15 protein-coding genes and 1 pseudogene are annotated in these 16,265 nt (G+C 59.8%); 10 read left to right on the top strand and 6 right to left on the bottom strand.

Going from position 1 to position 16,265, the window contains the following annotated elements; translation table 11 throughout:
- Nucleotides 1–118 precede the first annotated feature (118 nt).
- Nucleotides 119–490 (bottom strand): YajD family HNH nuclease, encoded by a 372-nt coding sequence (locus tag ACRER8_RS06265; protein ID WP_431745480.1) that lies wholly within the window; start codon nucleotides 488–490, stop codon nucleotides 119–121.
- Nucleotides 491–556: 66 nt separating this feature from the next.
- Complete coding sequence (locus ACRER8_RS06260; RefSeq protein ID WP_431745479.1) at nucleotides 557–1,240, bottom strand: spermidine synthase; 684 nt, start codon at nucleotides 1,238–1,240, stop codon at nucleotides 557–559.
- Nucleotides 1,241–1,351: 111 nt separating this feature from the next.
- Here ACRER8_RS06260 and ACRER8_RS06255 point away from each other — a divergent pair, with 111 nt between their 5' ends.
- A complete protein-coding gene (locus tag ACRER8_RS06255; protein ID WP_431745478.1) occupies nucleotides 1,352–1,639 on the top strand; it encodes a hypothetical protein in 288 nt (95 codons plus the stop codon).
- 164 nt (nucleotides 1,640–1,803) lie between these two features.
- Here the strand turns inward: ACRER8_RS06255 and ACRER8_RS06250 are convergent.
- A pseudogene (locus tag ACRER8_RS06250) lies at nucleotides 1,804–3,860 on the bottom strand (S9 family peptidase).
- 142 nt (nucleotides 3,861–4,002) lie between these two features.
- On the opposite strand from ACRER8_RS06250, the gene ACRER8_RS06245 reads away from it, so the two are divergent.
- The 6 genes from ACRER8_RS06245 to ACRER8_RS06220 all read left to right on the top strand — a co-directional run bounded on the left by ACRER8_RS06245 (nucleotide 4,003) and on the right by ACRER8_RS06220 (nucleotide 8,655).
- On the top strand, nucleotides 4,003–4,512 hold the full coding sequence (locus tag ACRER8_RS06245) for an MFS transporter (protein WP_431745477.1): 510 nt from the start codon (nucleotides 4,003–4,005) through the stop codon (nucleotides 4,510–4,512).
- Between the two features lie 133 nt (nucleotides 4,513–4,645).
- Nucleotides 4,646–5,419 carry a class II glutamine amidotransferase gene (locus ACRER8_RS06240; protein ID WP_431745476.1) on the top strand — a complete coding sequence of 258 codons (774 nt, stop codon included), beginning with the start codon at nucleotides 4,646–4,648 and terminating at the stop codon, nucleotides 5,417–5,419.
- A gap of 13 nt (nucleotides 5,420–5,432) precedes the next feature.
- The gene (locus ACRER8_RS06235; RefSeq protein WP_431745475.1) at nucleotides 5,433–5,957 is read left to right on the top strand and encodes a DUF2937 family protein; all 525 of its coding nucleotides are present in this window, start codon (nucleotides 5,433–5,435) and stop codon (nucleotides 5,955–5,957) included.
- 330 nt (nucleotides 5,958–6,287) lie between these two features.
- A complete protein-coding gene (locus tag ACRER8_RS06230; RefSeq protein ID WP_431745474.1) occupies nucleotides 6,288–7,040 on the top strand; it encodes a 5-oxoprolinase subunit PxpA in 753 nt (250 codons plus the stop codon).
- Entirely contained in the window at nucleotides 7,037–7,741 is a 705-nt protein-coding gene (locus ACRER8_RS06225) for a 5-oxoprolinase subunit B family protein (protein ID WP_431745473.1), read from the top strand. Before ACRER8_RS06230 ends, ACRER8_RS06225 begins: the two co-directional genes overlap by 4 nt.
- Nucleotides 7,738–8,655, top strand: coding sequence for a biotin-dependent carboxyltransferase family protein (locus ACRER8_RS06220; protein WP_431745472.1), 918 nt, complete (start codon nucleotides 7,738–7,740; stop codon nucleotides 8,653–8,655). Before ACRER8_RS06225 ends, ACRER8_RS06220 begins: the two co-directional genes overlap by 4 nt.
- 137 nt (nucleotides 8,656–8,792) lie before the next feature.
- Here the strand turns inward: ACRER8_RS06220 and ACRER8_RS06215 are convergent, their stop codons facing one another.
- The 3 genes from ACRER8_RS06215 to ACRER8_RS06205 all read right to left on the bottom strand — a co-directional run bounded on the left by ACRER8_RS06215 (nucleotide 8,793) and on the right by ACRER8_RS06205 (nucleotide 12,273).
- Nucleotides 8,793–9,971, bottom strand: a complete 1,179-nt coding sequence (locus ACRER8_RS06215; protein WP_431745471.1) for a vWA domain-containing protein — start codon at nucleotides 9,969–9,971, stop codon at nucleotides 8,793–8,795.
- A 30-nt stretch (nucleotides 9,972–10,001) separates the two neighbouring features.
- A complete protein-coding gene (locus ACRER8_RS06210) occupies nucleotides 10,002–10,847 on the bottom strand; it encodes an AAA family ATPase (RefSeq protein WP_431745470.1) in 846 nt (281 codons plus the stop codon).
- Between the two features lie 349 nt (nucleotides 10,848–11,196).
- Nucleotides 11,197–12,273, bottom strand: coding sequence for a DUF748 domain-containing protein (locus ACRER8_RS06205; protein WP_431745469.1), 1,077 nt, complete (start codon nucleotides 12,271–12,273; stop codon nucleotides 11,197–11,199).
- 127 nt (nucleotides 12,274–12,400) lie between these two features.
- Between ACRER8_RS06205 and cysK the strand changes: the two genes are divergently transcribed.
- From cysK to ACRER8_RS06190, 3 genes are all read left to right on the top strand, one after another.
- Complete coding sequence (gene cysK, locus ACRER8_RS06200; protein WP_431745468.1) at nucleotides 12,401–13,375, top strand: cysteine synthase A; 975 nt, start codon at nucleotides 12,401–12,403, stop codon at nucleotides 13,373–13,375.
- A gap of 367 nt (nucleotides 13,376–13,742) precedes the next feature.
- Nucleotides 13,743–14,681, top strand: coding sequence for an aspartyl/asparaginyl beta-hydroxylase domain-containing protein (locus ACRER8_RS06195; RefSeq protein ID WP_431745467.1), 939 nt, complete (start codon nucleotides 13,743–13,745; stop codon nucleotides 14,679–14,681).
- 374 nt (nucleotides 14,682–15,055) lie between these two features.
- Nucleotides 15,056–15,910 (top strand): DMT family transporter, encoded by an 855-nt coding sequence (locus ACRER8_RS06190; protein ID WP_431745466.1) that lies wholly within the window; start codon nucleotides 15,056–15,058, stop codon nucleotides 15,908–15,910.
- Nucleotides 15,911–16,265: the final 355 nt, after the last annotated feature.

Below are 16,265 nucleotides of genomic sequence, written 5' to 3'. Positions count from 1 at the left end.
GAGCCGGCTTGCTGGCGAACGCGCAGTGTCATTCAGCACGATGGGTGTCTGACCTGACGGGTTCGCCAGCAAGCCGGCTCCTACAGAAACGCGACCTGAACCCGAGGCATATGCTGCGTCATTCTTCTTTCTTCATTAACCCGGCCAGCGCGGCGAACGGGTTGTGAGTCGCCTTGGCAGTTTTCGGACTGCTGGTCGAGCTGTCGGAGAAGTACTGCTGATCGGTGTAGCGCGAGTGTTCGTTGTCGTGGCAGTACAGGCACAGCAACTCCCAATTGGAGCCGTCCTGCGGGTTGTTGTCGTGGTTGTGATCGCGATGATGCACGGTCAGCTCGCTCAGGCGCTTGCCGGAAAACTCACGTGCACAACGACCGCAGACATGCGGATACATGCGCAGGGCCTTGTCGCGATAACCCATTTCGCGATCGCGCTGGGCATCGGCGAGGATGCGATCGAGCTTGGAAGTGTTGGTCGGCGTTCCCGAACTCATGTGTCACCTGTTTCGTGTTCTGTTGGCAATGGGGCAAGTCTAGCGCTTTGCGGTACGCTCAGCCCTTCAGTTTTTCTTTTCGGCAATCCAGATTGTATGCCGCGTGCCCTTGTTGCCGTGGGCGTAGACCTTGACCTCTTCGGCCTTGAAACCGGCCTTGCGCAGTTTGTCACTGAATGCGGCGTCGGCACTGGCGGACCAGACGGCCAGCATGCCATTGGGGCGCAACGCGCTGGCGCAGGCGGCAAGCCCTCCGGATGAATACAGCCAGCTATTGGACTTTTGGGTCAGGCCTTCGGGGCCGTTGTCAACGTCGAGCATGATCGCGTCGAAACCCTGAGGCTCGCGTTTCAACACCTGAGCCACGTCCTGGATGACGACCCTGGCGCGCGGATCCTGCAATGGGTTGCCGGACTTCTCACCCAGCGGCCCGCGATTCCACTCGACCACCCCTGGCACCAGCTCGGCGACCACTACTTCGCCATTCTTGCCCAGATGCTTGAGCGCCGAGGCCAGCGTGAAGCCCATGCCCAGGCCGCCGATCAGCACGCGAGGTTGCAGACGTGAGGCGACTTTCCTGCAGGGGATCTCGGCCAGCGCGTCTTCGGAGCCGTGCATGCGCGTGTTCATCAACTGACCGCCGTCGCCGCCCTGGATCTTGATCACGAAATCCTCGCCATACTCGAACAGGCACAAGGCGCCGCCGTTGTCGGGGATCGGGGTGGTGTCGAGCAGAACGAAACGTTTCATGGAGAACTCGGTGGGCAGCGTGGCCGGGCGCGGAGCAATTTGTCAGCGCACGAAGCGCTGCGCAGGCGTAGTCTGAGCGTCCCAGTAAAAGATTGGCAGTGGAGGCCAACGATGAAGCGGTCCATTCTAGCGGCGATTGCCCTGGCGATGCTTGGCATATCGCAGGCGTTTGCCGAGAATTTGCAACCTGTCCTCAACGCTCCCGAGCCGATCGCCGCGACGTCGGGTTCGCCCGGCACCGCTACGCCGACCCCCTATCCGCAAGTCGCCCCGCCCAGTGTTCCGCGCGCGGGCGGGCAGGGCAATCCGCCGTCCTTGCCGAAAATCCCCCAGCCGGGGCCGCCGAAGGAAGATGAGCCGTTGCCGGGGTTGCAGCCGGAGCAAAAACCGAGCCCGTGATTTAGCCTATACCCGATTCAAAGCTGTAGGAGTCGGCGTGCTGCGGGCCGCGTTCGGACGAACCGGGTGTGCCAGTCAAATCATCTGTAACTGACTCACCGCGTTCGCCAACAAGCCGGCTCCTACAGATGATCGTCTGATATGACTGACGGCCCGCAGGGGACTCAGGCCAGTTGCAATACCTTGAAGATAAAACCGTATTCGAGCGCTACGTCACGCAACCCCTGGTAACGGCCGCTCATCCCGCCGTGGCCGGCGCCCAGTTCGGTCTTGAGCAGCAGCAGGTTGTCGTCGGTCCTGGTATCGCGCAGTTTTGCCACCCACTTGGCCGCTTCCCAATACTGCACGCGGCTGTCGTTGTATCCGGCGATCACCAGCATCGCCGGATATGCCTGAGCGCTGACATTCTCATACGGCGCATAAGCCTTGATCCGGGCGTAGACCTCGGGTTCCTGCGGGTTACCCCACTCGTCATATTCGGTGACGGTCAGTGGCAGGTCCGGTCGAGCATGGTGTTGAGCACGTCGACGAACGGCACCTCGGCAATCGCCGCCTTGAACAACTCAGGACGCTGGTTGACCACAACACCGATCAATAGCCCTCCGGCACTGCCACCGCTGATCACCAGCTTTTCGGCCGTTGTGAGCTTTTTCGCAATCAGATGTTCGGCGCAGGCGATGAAATCGCTGAAGGTGTTCTGCTTGTGTTCTTGCTTGCCGTTGCGATACCAGGCCTCGCCCAGCTCGCCGCCACCGCGCACATGAGCGATGGCAAAGGCGATTCCACGATTAAGCAGACTGAGCCGCGCGTGGGAGAACCACGGATCGAGGCTTTCACCGTAGGCGCCATAGCCGTACAGATACAGCGGCACTGGCTGACCCACCAGTTCGCGTTTGACTACAAGGCTGATCGGTACTTGTGTGCCATCGTCTGCTGTCGCCCACAGACGCTGACTGACGTAGGCATCGGCGTCGAACACACCCAGAACCGGCGTTTCCTTGAGTACGACTTGCGCCCCGGTAGCTAACGTCAATTGACGCACCTGTGGCGGGCGATTCAGCGACTGGTAGCGCAGACGAATCTTGTCACTGTCGAATTCAAGAGTGTCTTGCACATACAGGTTGTAGGCTGCATCCGGCAGTTGCACGCGATAGGCCGGCAAACCCTGTGGGTGAACCTCGACGATCGGCAAACCGCCTTCACGCAGGCTCAGGGTCAGGCCCTTTGCGTTGAGGCTGAAGCCGTCGAGCATGACCGTTTCGCTGTGTGGGATCAGCGTCTGCCAGTCGTTGCGCTCCGGCACGCCGCTGGTTTTCTCGGGTGCATGAAACAGCGCGAAGTTGATGCCGGCCTGATTGCTGCGAATCAACCAGCTCCAGGTGCCATCGATCAGGCCATGATCCACCGAGTATTCGTGACCTTCGCTGCGTGGCGCCATGCATACGAACGCCTGCTCCGGTTTGCTGGCGTCCAGCACCCAGCTTTCACCGGTGGTCTTACTGTCCAGCGCCAGCACCAGTTGGCGCTCGGAGCTGGTGCGATAGCAATGCAGAAAGAAACGCCCGTCCGGCTCGTTGAACACCAGATCGGCCGAGTCATTGCCCAATTTATAACGATAGAGCTTGTGCGGACGGTGGGTATCGTCCAGTTCGCCAAAGAACAGGGTCTGACTGTCGTTGGCCCAGGTCATGCTGCCGTCGCAGTCCTCGAACGGCAGGCTGGTGACGACGCTCGTGCTCAGCTCCTTGACGTACAGCTGATACACCTCTTCGCCGCTGGTATCCAGGCTGTAGGCCAGACGCCGGTGATCCGGACTGATGCTGAAGGCGCCGAGGGAGAAGAAGCCGCCATTGGCCAGCACGTTTGGGTCCAGCAACAGCTCTTCGGTGCTTTCATCGACGGTCTGCGAATCGTCTGCCGGGCGCGGGCAGCGGTAGTGACGGGCGTACTCGTCGCCTTCGGTGGTGCGCGTGTAATACAGATACGGTCCCCACGGCGAGGGCAACGACAGGTCGGTTTCCAGGATGCGTCCCTTGATCTCCTGAAACAGGGTTTCTCGCAGCGCCTGCTGATCGGCCAATTGGCGTTCCTGATAGCCGTTTTCGGCCTTGAGGTAATCGAGCACCTCATCGGTGTCGCGGTTCTGCAGCCAGGCATACGGATCGGCGCCGTCGGCCTTACGGGCGATCGGAGCGCTGGAATTGATGTCGGAAGAAGGCATGCTGGGCTCTCTCAAAAGTGAAACGGATCGCTGCGGTGACGCCTGTACAAGGCGCTACGGACCGATAACTGAAGCCGGGGAAGCCGGGCTTGCGAAAAGTCGTTATCATAAGCGCCTCTTTACCTGCCTTACCACGGACGTCATGACCGACAACGATTATCAGATTGCCTGGGGCCTTTACGCATTCGCTGCGTTGGGCTGTCTGTTGGTGTGGTTCAAGCTGACTAGCTGGATGTGGCGCTATCTGCGTGAACCGCTGTGGGTGATCGGTGCGGTCCTGCTGTTCTGCCCGACCATCATCGACCCGGTGAAGGAAAAATACGCGCCGGCCCTGGCCATCAGCGTGCTGGATCTGGGGCTCAAGGTTGGCAATAACGTCTGGCGTGCGGCGCTCGATCTGGCCACCTACGGTTCGATCGCTCTGGGGCTTTATGTTGTTTTCGCGTTGATCCGCCTGCCGTTCCTGCGCAGGAAGAAAGCCCGTCTGGCCCATGCCGAAGCCGCCGCGGCGCAGGCGGCCGCCGAGCATCAGGAAGACGATCAACCATTTGCGTCTCAGGATTCCGATCGTTACGCCAGCAAGCCTGCCGTGCCCGCCAATGGTGAAAACGCAGCCCCGAGCGGCCGCTATCGGGTCGAGCCCAAACTTTGATATTGATCGGTACTCGTGCAGGAGCGCGCTTGCCCGCGAAAGATGTGTCTGACCATACAGATGCTTGATTCCACCATCGCGGGCAAGCGCGCTCCTGCAGGGGTATGTGCGTTGAACGTACCGAGACCTGAGCATGTGTGAACTTCTGGGCATGAGTGCCAATGTACCGACTGACATCGTGTTCAGCTTCACCGGGCTGATGCAGCGTGGCGGTCGCACCGGACCTCACCGTGATGGTTGGGGCATCGGGTTCTATGAAGGACGCGGCCTGCGTCTGTTTCAGGATCCGGCCGCCAGCAGCGAGTCCGAGGTCGCGCAGCTGGTGCAGCGTTACCCGATCAAGAGCGAAGTGGTCATTGGCCATATCCGTCAGGCCAACGTCGGTAAGGTCTGCCTGTCCAATACTCATCCTTTCGTCCGCGAATTGTGGGGCCGCAACTGGTGCTTCGCCCATAACGGCCAACTGGCGGATTTTCACCCCAGCGCTACGTTCTATCGTCCGGTCGGGGACACGGACAGCGAAGCTGCGTTCTGCGACCTGCTGAATCGGGTGCGCGAAGGGTTTCCGGAGCCTGTGGAAATCGAGCAACTGTTGCCGACCCTGGTCCAAGCCTGCGGCGAGTATCGAACCAAGGGCGTCTTCAATGGGCTGCTCAGTGACGGCGACTGGCTGTTCTGCTTCTGTTCGACCAAGCTGGTCCACATCACCCGGCGAGCACCGTTCGGGCCAGCAAGGCTCAAGGATGTCGACGTGATCGTCGACTTTCAGGCAGAAACCACACCCAACGACGTGGTCACTGTCATCGCCACCGAGCCGTTGACCGAGAACGAATCCTGGAACCGCTACGAGCCAGGGCACTGGAGCCTGTGGCGTCGCGGCGAATGCGTGGCCGAAGGCCGAACCTGACAGAGAGGGACCTATGCTGCGAAGCTATTTGCGACTGGTGTTGTTCACGGCAGGCCTGTTGATCGGTGTGCAGATTCCCGGCTTCATCAGCGATTACAGCAAGCGCGTCGAAGCGCATCTGATGGAGGCGCAGCAGAACCTGCGGGGCTACAACGACACGGCCCAGCGCTTCTTCAATGGCGACGTGCAGGCGCTGATCCAGCATTACCGCAGCAGCGATGACCCGGTGTTCCGCACCGACGCCAATAACATCAGCAATCTGTTGAACCGCACCCAGATCCTTGACCGCGAATGGATGGCCTTGCAAGGGCCTTGGTACATGCGTGCCTGGCACGTGCTGACCGCCGCCGACCCGGACATCCGCGACGAGACCTGGAACGGTTACACATGGCAGGTGCTGCTGTCGCCGCAGGTCATTGGCTGGGGCCTGGCGTGCGCGCTGCTGTTCTCGCTGGTAATCGAAAGTTTTGTGGTGTTTATCGACTGGCTGTTCGTGGGGCGGCATCACGTGCGGCAGGTCAATCGGGACTGGCGTTGATGTAGTCTCCCGGCGATAAACCTATGGCAGCGAATTCATTCGCGATGGGCGAGTACAGTCGACATATATTCATCGCCTGTTGTGCCGTTTCGCGAATGAATTCGCTCCCACAGAGGTTGATCTGCGATCTGAGCAATGAGCTCAGGCTCGGCAAAACCCACTGTTCCCTTTCTTATCTGCACTGCGCGCTTTTATTCGTTGGACACCTCGCCCGCTCTCGTCCAAGAATGCGCCTACAGATGGCAGGTGCCTGTCAGCGCTGCAAAGGATTGCCTTGCACGCGTAGACTCAAGCCGTGTCCCGAACCTTCATTCGCACAGGAGATACGCCTTGGGCCGCCTGTTATTGAATTGTGATATCGGCGAAAGCTACGGCGCGTGGACCATGGGCCTGGACGCCGAGGTCATGCCGTACATCGACTGCGCCAACATCGCCTGCGGCTTTCACGCCGGTGACCCCAGTGTTATGCGCAAGACCGTGGCCCTGGCCCTGAGCCACAACGTAACCATCGGCGCACACCCGGCATACCCGGATCTGGTGGGATTCGGCCGTCGGTCGATGGCTTGCTCGCCGCAGGAAATTCAGGACCTGCTGCACTACCAGATCGGCGCGCTGGATGGCGTTGCTCGCGCTCAGGGCGGCCGCGTCAGCTACGTCAAACCCCACGGCGCGATGTACAACGACATGATGGCTAACCCCGCGCAACTGCGTGCGGTCATTGAGGGCATCGCGCGCTATAACGCCGACCTGCCGCTGATGCTGCTGTCGATGCGCGACAATCGAGCGGCGCAGGCCATTGCCGATGAATTCGGCGTCACGCTCTGGTTCGAGGCCTTCGCCGACCGCGCCTACGACAGTGTCGGCCGCCTGGTTTCGCGCAATCTGCCAGGCGCGGTACATCATGATCCTGAACGGGTCATCGGCCAGGCAATAACCCTGTCCCGCGGTGAAGCGCTGGTCGCCAGCGACGGCAGTGAACTGCTGCTCGACGTCGACACCCTGTGCGTCCACGGTGACAACGCCGGTTCCATCGCGGCGGTGCAGCGCATTCGCGAGGCCTTGAACAAGACGTCCCATTCATGAATCCGCGGATCGAAGTCGTCGCGATCGATTGCCTGATGGTGCGTCTGTTCGACGCCATCGATGAAGCCAATATGCCGTGGATGCTCGCCGCCAGCCTGCGTCTGCGCGAAGGCTTCGGTGCGCATCTGATCGATCTGGTGCCGTCCTACACCACCTTGATGGTGCATTACGACCTGATGGCGCTGGAGCCGCAGCAGGCGCGGGCAGTGATCGCTCATGCGTTGCAAGACCTTTCCCCCGACGCTGCGAAAGGCGGCAGGCAACATGTGTTGCCCGTCTGGTACGACCTCAGCGTTGGGCCCGAACTGACGCTGCTGTCCCAACGTAGCGGGTTGCCCATGGACGAAGTGATCAAGCGCCACAGCCAGCGCGAGTATCAGGTGTTCGCCCTGGGGTTTGCGCCGGGCTTCGCCTTCATGGGACTGGTCGAAGAAGTCCTCGCCGCGCCAAGGATCAAGACTCCACGCAAACGCGTCGCCGCCGGCAGCGTAGGCATCGCCGAGCGGCAGACCGCCGCTTACCCGCTGGAGTCGCCCGGCGGCTGGAACATACTCGGGCGCACCCCAGCCAAATTGTTCGACCGCGAGATCGATGGCTACAGCCTCATGCAGCCCGGCGATACCGTGCGTTTCGCGGCCATTGATCATGCGCAATTCATTCGCCTTGGCGGCGACGACACGCCGTTGGAGGCGCTGGCATGAGCGCGCTGACCGTCAAAAACAGCACGCCGTTATGCTTGTTGCAGGACGCTGGACGCTTCGGCGTCCGTCATCTGGGCGTGACCCAGGGCGGCGCGCTGGATTGGGTGTCGATGTCCTGGGCCAACAAACTGCTGAACAATGCGCTGGATGCGGCGGTCATCGAAGTCACCCTCGGCGGCCTGACTTTGATCGCCGAAACCGATTGTTGCCTCGCTTTGGCAGGCGCTGATTTGGGCGCCACGCTCGACGAACGGCCCATCGCACCGTGGCGTAGTTTTTTCATTAGAAAGGACCAGCAACTGCGCTTCACCCAGCCGGTTTCAGGCGCGCGTGCCTATCTTGCAGCCCCCGGCGGTTTCGACGCGCTCGACGTGCTGGGCAGCTGCGCGACGGTTGCCCGCGAAGGGCTCGGCGGACTGGACGGCGCCGGCAAGGCGCTGCGAGAGGGAGACCGATTGACGTACTCCGGCGTGTCATTCGAACTCCACACGCTGCCTGATGAGCTGATTCCAGACATCACAGACCCGCGTCCTCTGGACGTCATCATCGGCGCGCAAATCGGCCAGTTCAGCGGCCTGAGTCTGTTCGACGCCTTCAACAGCGACTGGACCCTCGACAGCCGCGCCGACCGCATGGGCATGCGCCTGCTGGGGCCGGAGCTGGTTTATCAAGGCAAACCGATGATCTCCGAAGGCATCCCGCTGGGCTCCATTCAAGTTCCGCCGGACGGCCAACCCATCGTCCTGCTCAACGACCGCCAGACCATCGGCGGTTATCCTAGGCTCGGCGCATTGACCCCGCTGTCCCTGGCGCGATTGGCGCAGAAGCTGCCGGGGAGTGTGATGCGGATGCGGGCCGTGGTGCAGGAAGTGGCGTATAGGGAGCAGGTCGTTTGTCTGCAGCAGTTTGGCTGAACCGTCTTCGGTAGGTCATGCGAAACCTGTGGGAGCGAATTATTCGCGAAAAAGGTACAGCCGACAGAGGTGTGTCGGATGGACCGGCCAATCACGAATGAATTCGCTCCAACAGAAACTGGATAGACCTGCCAAACCTACTTCGCCAAATAACGCATCCCTTCCTCTAACCCGCGCAAGGTCAGCGGATACATCTGATCCTCGATCAAATCGCGCACGATGTTGGTCGAGGTGGTATAGGCCCAGGCGTCTTTGGGATAGGGGTTGATCCAGATGATCTTCTTGAATTTGGCCATGAAGCGGTGCATCCACACGTAGCCCGCTTCTTCGTTCCAGTGCTCGACGCTGCCGCCCGGCTGAGTGATTTCATAAGGCGCCATGGCGGCGTCGCCGATGAAGATCACTTTATAGTCGGCGCCGTATTTGTGCAGCAGGTCTTGGGTCGAGGTGCGTTCGGAGGTGCGGCGCAGGTTGTTTTTCCACACCGACTCGTAGATGAAGTTATGGAAGTAGAAATACTCCATGTGCTTGAACTCGGTCTTGCAAGCCGAGAACAGTTCTTCGCAGATTTTCACGTGAGCGTCCATCGAGCCGCCGATATCGAACAGCAGCAAAAGCTTGATGGTGTTGCGTCGCTCCGGGCGCATCTGGATGTTCAAAAGGCCGGCATCGCGGGCGGTGTGGTCGATGGTGCCGTCGATGTCCAGCTCATCCGCAGCCCCTTGACGGGCGAACTTACGCAGGCGGCGCAGAGCGACCTTGATGTTGCGCGTGCCGAGTTCGACCTGATCGTCGAGGTTCTTGTACTCGCGCTGATCCCAGACCTTCGCCGCCTTGCCCTGACGCTTGCCTGCGTCACCGACGCGAATGCCTTCAGGGTTATAGCCGCCTGAACCGAACGGGCTGGTGCCGCCGGTGCCGATCCATTTGTTTCCGCCAGCGTGGCGTTCCTTTTGTTCTTCCAGACGCTTCTTGAACTCTTCGATGAGCTTGTCCAGCCCGCCGAGGGACTGAATCTGCGCCCGCTCTTCGTCAGTCAGCGAGCGCTCGAATTCCTTGCGCAGCCAGTCTTCGGGAATCAGCGCCTGCAAATGATCGTCGAGCTTTTCCAGACCGTTGAAATAGGCGCCGAAGGCCCGATCGAACTTGTCGAAATGGCGCTCGTCCTTGACCAGAATCGCTCGCGACAAATAGTAGAACTCGTCCATGTCGGCGAAGGTGACACGCTGTTTCAGGGCGTTGATCAGGTCCAGCAGCTCGCGCACCGAGACCGGCACCTTGGCTGCGCGCATTTCGTTGAACAGGTTGAGCAACATAGTGGTTGTCCCGCGACTTATCGTAAGAGCTTAGCGATTGCCACGACGGCTCATGAAGGCCAGACGCTCCAACAGCTGAACATCCTGTTCGTTCTTGACCAGCGCACCCGCCAGCGGGGGAATGGCCTTGGTCGGATCGCGCTCGCGCAGCACCGCTTCACCGATATTGTCGGCCATCAGCAGTTTCAGCCAGTCCACCAGTTCCGAGGTCGAAGGTTTTTTCTTCAGCCCTGGCACCTTGCGCACGTCGAAGAACACGTCGAGCGCTTCGCTGACCAGATCCTTCTTGATGTCCGGGTAGTGCACGTCAACGATCCGCTGCAGGGTGCTGCGGTCAGGGAAAGCGATGTAGTGAAAGAAGCAACGGCGCAGGAAGGCGTCCGGCAGCTCTTTTTCGTTGTTCGAGGTAATGATGATGATCGGACGTTTTTTCGCCTTGATCGTCTCGTCGATCTCGTAAACGTAGAACTCCATCTTGTCGAGTTCTTGCAGCAGATCGTTGGGGAATTCGATGTCTGCCTTGTCGATTTCGTCGATCAGCAGAATCACTCGCTCCTCGGCCTCGAAGGCCTCCCAGAGCTTGCCCTTCTTCAGGTAATTGCGCACGTCGTGAACCTTGTCGACCCCCAGCTGCGAGTCACGCAGGCGGCTGACGGCGTCGTATTCGTACAGTCCCTGGTGAGCCTTGGTGGTCGACTTGATGTGCCAGGTGATCAACTTCGCGCCAAAGGATTCGGCCAATTGCTCGGCGAGCATGGTCTTGCCGGTACCGGGCTCGCCCTTGACCAGCAGCGGACGCTCCAGCGTGATCGCGGCGTTGACGGCAAGCTTCAGGTCGTCGGTGGCGACATAGGCGCGGGTGCCTTCGAACTTCATCGGAAAATCCTCGAACATGGCGTGCGGACAGCGGCCCGCACGCCGAAAAGAATGCAGCGACTATAACGCGCACGCCGCTCGACTGTGAACGCAGACGCTTTATTCAGTAGCTGAATGGCGAGTCGCGATTTGACTGGCGGAAAACTGTAACGGACAAGTCCCAAGAGAACCGTGACGGCGACCATCGAGCTGACTGGAGGGGCAACACCTGTGGGAGCGAATTCATTCGCGATAGGCCAGTACAGTCGACACATATTCATCGCCTGTACTGCCGCTTCGCGAATGAATTCACTCCCACAGGGAGGAGCGAATCGGCTCCCAAGGGATCAGCTGCGCGTGTGAAGGCCTGTCACTGCGCCTCGCTTTTGCCGCTTTCATAGCGCGTGTTGAACGCCTGCACGAATGCGTTCTGCAAAATCTGCAAAAACGCCTGGAAGGCGCTGACGTCCTGCTTGTGGATGCTGCCGCTGAGTTCCACGCGGGTGGCGAACTGGTTCTTGCGCTGGTTCTTGAGCACGGTCTCGCCGCCGCCGACCATGGCTTCCCAGATCGAACGGAAGAAGCCTTTGTTTTTGTTTTCCACATCCTGTTGCCAGTTGAAGATGTCGACATCGCGCAGCAGCGGTTTGATGTAGCCGCTGAGCTGGCCTTTATTGGCCTTGGCTTCGATGACGACATCGCCGTTGCCGGCATTGAAGTCGAATTTGCCGTAGGCGGACGCGAAGTCGTTCAGGCTTTTAAGTTGCAGGTCGGTGGCGCGTAATTTGAAGTCGAAATCTTCGAAGTTGCTGAACGGATCGAACGTCGCACTGGTATCCAGCGTTGCCTGGCCCATCAGCAGCGCCTTGCCTTCGAAGCGGGCGTCACGTTTGCCGGCGGTGTCGACCACATTGGTGATGTTATAGATGCTGGCATTGACCTTGTCGGCTTCGATTTTCACTTTCGGCGTCGAGTTGAAGTTGCTGAAGGTAATCTTGCCATCGACAACACGGACCTCGTTGAGCGTGATTGGCAGCAGTTTATCCAACTGCGCGCGCCAGTCAGTACCGGCACCGGTCTGGGATTGTTGTTTGTTGGTGCCGCCGTCGACGAAGTTGAGTTCAGGGCTGATGAACGCAACCTCTGCCACCACGGCATGGTCGTACCAGAGTGAGTGCCAACTGACCGACAGATCGATCACCGGGACTTTGAGCAGCGGAACCGGCACTTTACCGTCGACCTTGACGATGTCCAGGCCGTTGATTTTGTAGGCGCCGCGCCACAACGCCAGATCGACATCCGTCACTTGGCCGCGATAGTCGCCCATGTCGGCGAGTTTTTCATTGAGGTAATTGCGCACCACATAGGGCAGCGCGATGTGTATCGCGATCAATAACACGACGAGGCCCACGACTGTCCACAGTGGCCAGCTATAGCGACGTTTCATGGCAGTGCTCTCCGGTTTCCTAAGCTTGTTGACTGCCGCGGTTGTCATCGGTTCGCTATGACTGGACGCAATATGCACCCAAGGCATAGGCTTTGGGCTTTTCCCCCACCTGCACAAGGACCCGGTCATGAGCCGTATTTACGCAGACAACGCCCATTCCATCGGCAATACACCGCTGGTGCAGATCAACCGCATCGCGCCACGCGGGGTCACGATTCTGGCGAAGATCGAAGGGCGTAATCCGGGGTATTCGGTCAAGTGCCGCATCGGCGCGAACATGATCTGGGACGCCGAGAGCAAGGGCAAACTCAAGCCGGGCATGACCATCGTCGAGCCGACTTCGGGCAACACCGGTATCGGCCTGGCATTCGTTGCGGCAGCCCGTGGCTATAAATTGGTGCTGACCATGCCCGCGTCCATGAGCATCGAGCGGCGCAAAGTGTTGAAAGCGCTGGGTGCCGAACTTGAACTCACCGAGCCCGCCAAGGGCATGAAAGGCGCCATTGCCAAGGCCGAGGAACTGGTTGCCAGCAATCCGGGCAAATTCTTCATGCCGGCGCAGTTCGAAAACCCGGCCAACCCGGCGATTCACGAAAAAACCACCGGCCCTGAAATCTGGAACGATACCGATGGCGCGATCGACGTGCTGGTGGCGGGCGTCGGGACCGGCGGCACCATTACCGGCGTTTCCCGCTATATCAAGAACACCATGGGCAAGCCGATCATCTCGGTGGCTGTGGAGCCGCTGATCTCGCCGATCATCACCCAAGCGATGGCCGGTGAGGAAATCACCCCCAGCCCGCACAAGATCCAGGGGATCGGCGCAGGCTTCATCCCGAAAAACCTCGATCTTTCGATCGTCGACAAGGTGGCGCTGGTCAGCGACGAAGAGGCCAAGGCCATGGCCCTGCGGTTGATGCAGGAGGAGGGGATTCTCTGCGGCATCTCCTGCGGCGCCGCGATGCAGGCGGCGGTGCGTCTGGCCGAGAAGCCGGAAATGCAAGGCAAGACCATCGTGGTGATCCTGCCTGATTCGGGCGAACGCTACTTGTCGAGCATGCTGTTCAGCGACCTGTTTACTGAACAGGAGCTGACCCAATAGTCGTATTGGCGGACTCTTCGGCTTTTTACCGGGCCGCTGAAGGCTTATGATGGCCGCCATCAGAACCTGTCGGACACCTGTTCCAGGTCAAGCGACAGGATTGTGCAGCGATTTAGACTGACGAATCAGCGACGGTCGCTTGTTCTGATACCCGCCTTCGTTCATACGCTGGTGGGGGCGGAGAGGATGCGAAAAGCCTGTGGGAGCGAATTCATTTGCGAGAGGCCGGTACATCCAATGTTGATGTGCAGCCGGGCCGATCGCATCGCGAATGAATCGCTCCCACAGTTGTTAGCGTCTTGTCAGACCAAGCGTTCAACGGATGTCTCTGTTGACGGCGCAACGACACTGTTCCAAGGAGAGCTTCATGACCTTTTCTTTCGCTGCCAAGGCGGCGATTCTGCTGTTGTTCATCGGCAGTACGCTGTACGTGCATCTGCGCGGCAAGGCGCGCCTGCCGGTATTGCGCCAGTTCGTGAACCACTCCGCGCTGTTCGCTCCGTACAACGCCTTGATGTACCTGTTTTCCAGCGTACCGTCCAAACCCTATCTGGACCGCAGCAAGTTTCCTGAGCTCGACGTGCTGCGCGACAACTGGGAAACCATTCGCGACGAAGCCATGCACCTGTTCGACGAGGGCTATATTCGCGCCGCCGCCAAGGATAACGATGCCGGATTCGGCTCGTTTTTCAAAAAAGGCTGGAAGCGTTTTTACCTGAAGTGGTACGACAAACCGCTGCCATCGGCCGAAGCGTTGTGCCCGAAAACCGTCGAGCTGGTCAGCCGCATTCCCAATGTAAAGGGCGCGATGTTCGCCTTGCTGCCCGGCGGCAGCCACCTGAACCCGCACCGCGACCCGTTCGCCGGCTCGCTGCGCTATCACTTGGGCCTGTCCACGCCGAACTCCGATGATTGCCGGATCTTCGTCGATGGCAAGGTTTACGCCTGGCGCGATGGTGAAGACGTGATGTTCGACGAGACCTACGTGCACTGGGTCAAAAATGAAACCGACTTCACCCGCGTGATCCTGTTCTGCGATATCGAGCGTCCACTGAGCAATCGCTTCATGACCTCGATCAACCGTAGCGTCAGTGCCTTCCTCGGTCGCGCCACCGCGCCGCAGAACACCGATGACGAACGGGTCGGCGGTATCAACCAGGCCTATGCCTTCAGCAAGCGTTTCAGCAATTCGTTCAGCGGCAAGGTCAAGCAATTCAAGCGCGCCAACCCGAAGGCCTATCGCATCCTGCGTCCGGTGCTGGCAGTGGTCGTGCTAACTCTGCTGGGCTACTGGCTGTTCGGCTGATAACTAAACGTTGCATCCCGCACCGCGCGCTGGTTATATTCAGCGCCGGTGTTTTGAAACAAGTCGAAACATCCACCCCTCATTCCGAAGAAGACCAGCGCCATGCCTGCTTCCCGCTCGCAATTCGTGTTCGATACCGCAGCGTCTGCTGTGGCTGAGCCGTGCGGGTGCCAGCAAGCGTTCTACATCACGCGCTATCCACCTCCATCTCCTGTGACCGGCCCGGTTGCGTGCATTGTCTCGCCGCCAGCCGTGGTTGTGCTTGGCTGATCGACTGCTCTGACGCCGTCGAACCACGCCTGCAAAGCCCCCAACAAATATCAGTGAATCCGGTGTGTGCCGGGTCCGATTTTGTCTGAATCACAGGTGAAACCATGTTTGCTAACAAAGCCCTGGCCTCGATGGCCACGACTACGCTGTTCGTCCTGCTCTGGAGCAGCGGCGCGATTGTTTCCAAGTGGGGTCTGACCCACGCCTCGCCTTTCGCGTTTCTGTTGTTCCGGTTCTTGCTGGCGCTGATCGCGCTGGCGATTCTGATTCCCACCCTTGGCTACAAACTGCCCGCCACGCGCCAGTCGATGCGCTACGCCGTGGCGACCGGCGCGGTGCTGCTTGGCGCCTACCAGATCTGTTATCTGCTGGCGCTGGATATGAAAGTCGCGCCCGGCGTCATGGCGACCATCATGGGCGTGCAGCCGATCCTCACTGCGGTGCTGGTTGAACGCAGTCGCTCATGGTCGCGAATGTTCGGGTTGGGCCTGGGGCTCGCGGGGCTGGTGCTGGTGGTGTTTCAGGGGATCGGCGACGGCGGGTCGCTGGCCGGAATGCTGTTCGGGGTGGCGGGCATGTTGAGCATGACCGGCGGTTCGATCATGCAGAAACGCATCACTGATAACCCGCTCGGTACGCTGCCGGTTCAGTACTTCGCCGGTACTGTGGTGTGCGCGGTGTTCGTGCCGTTCCAGCCGTTTCACTTCGAGCACAGCTTCGGTTTCTATGTGCCGGTTCTGTACATGGGCCTGGTGGTGTCGGTACTGGCGACTTTCCTGCTGTATCGGCTGATCGCCCAGGGCAATCTGGTCAATGTCACCAGCCTGTTTTATCTGGTGCCAGCGGTAACCGCGATCATGGATTACCTGATCTTCGGCAACCGCCTGGCGCTGCTGAGCATGCTGGGGATGGTGCTGATTGTGGTGGGGTTGGTGTTTGTGTTCAGCAAGGTGAAGTGACGCGCCGCTCTGACTTGCGCTAGCGCCCATTCGTAAGAGCCGGCTTGCTGGCGAACGCGGTAGGTCAGGCACATCGATGTTCACTGACCCCCCGCGAACACTGTAGGGGCCGGCTTGCTGGCGAACGCGCAAGGTCAGGCACATCGATGTTCACTGACTCCCCGCGAACACTGTAGGAGCCGGCTTGCTGGCGAACGCGGTAGGTCAGATACATCGATGTTCACTGACTCCCCGCGAACACTGCAGGAGCCGGCTTGCTGGCGAACGCGGTAGGTCAGACACATCGATGTTCACTGACTCCCAGCGAACACTGTAGGAGCCGGCTTGCTGGCGAACGCGGTAGGTCAGATACATC

Source organism: Pseudomonas sp. (assembly GCF_050739935.1).
In the GTDB taxonomy this organism is placed as follows: Bacteria; Pseudomonadota; Gammaproteobacteria; order Pseudomonadales; family Pseudomonadaceae; genus Aquipseudomonas.
This window is presented reverse-complemented; position numbering and strand designations above follow the sequence as displayed.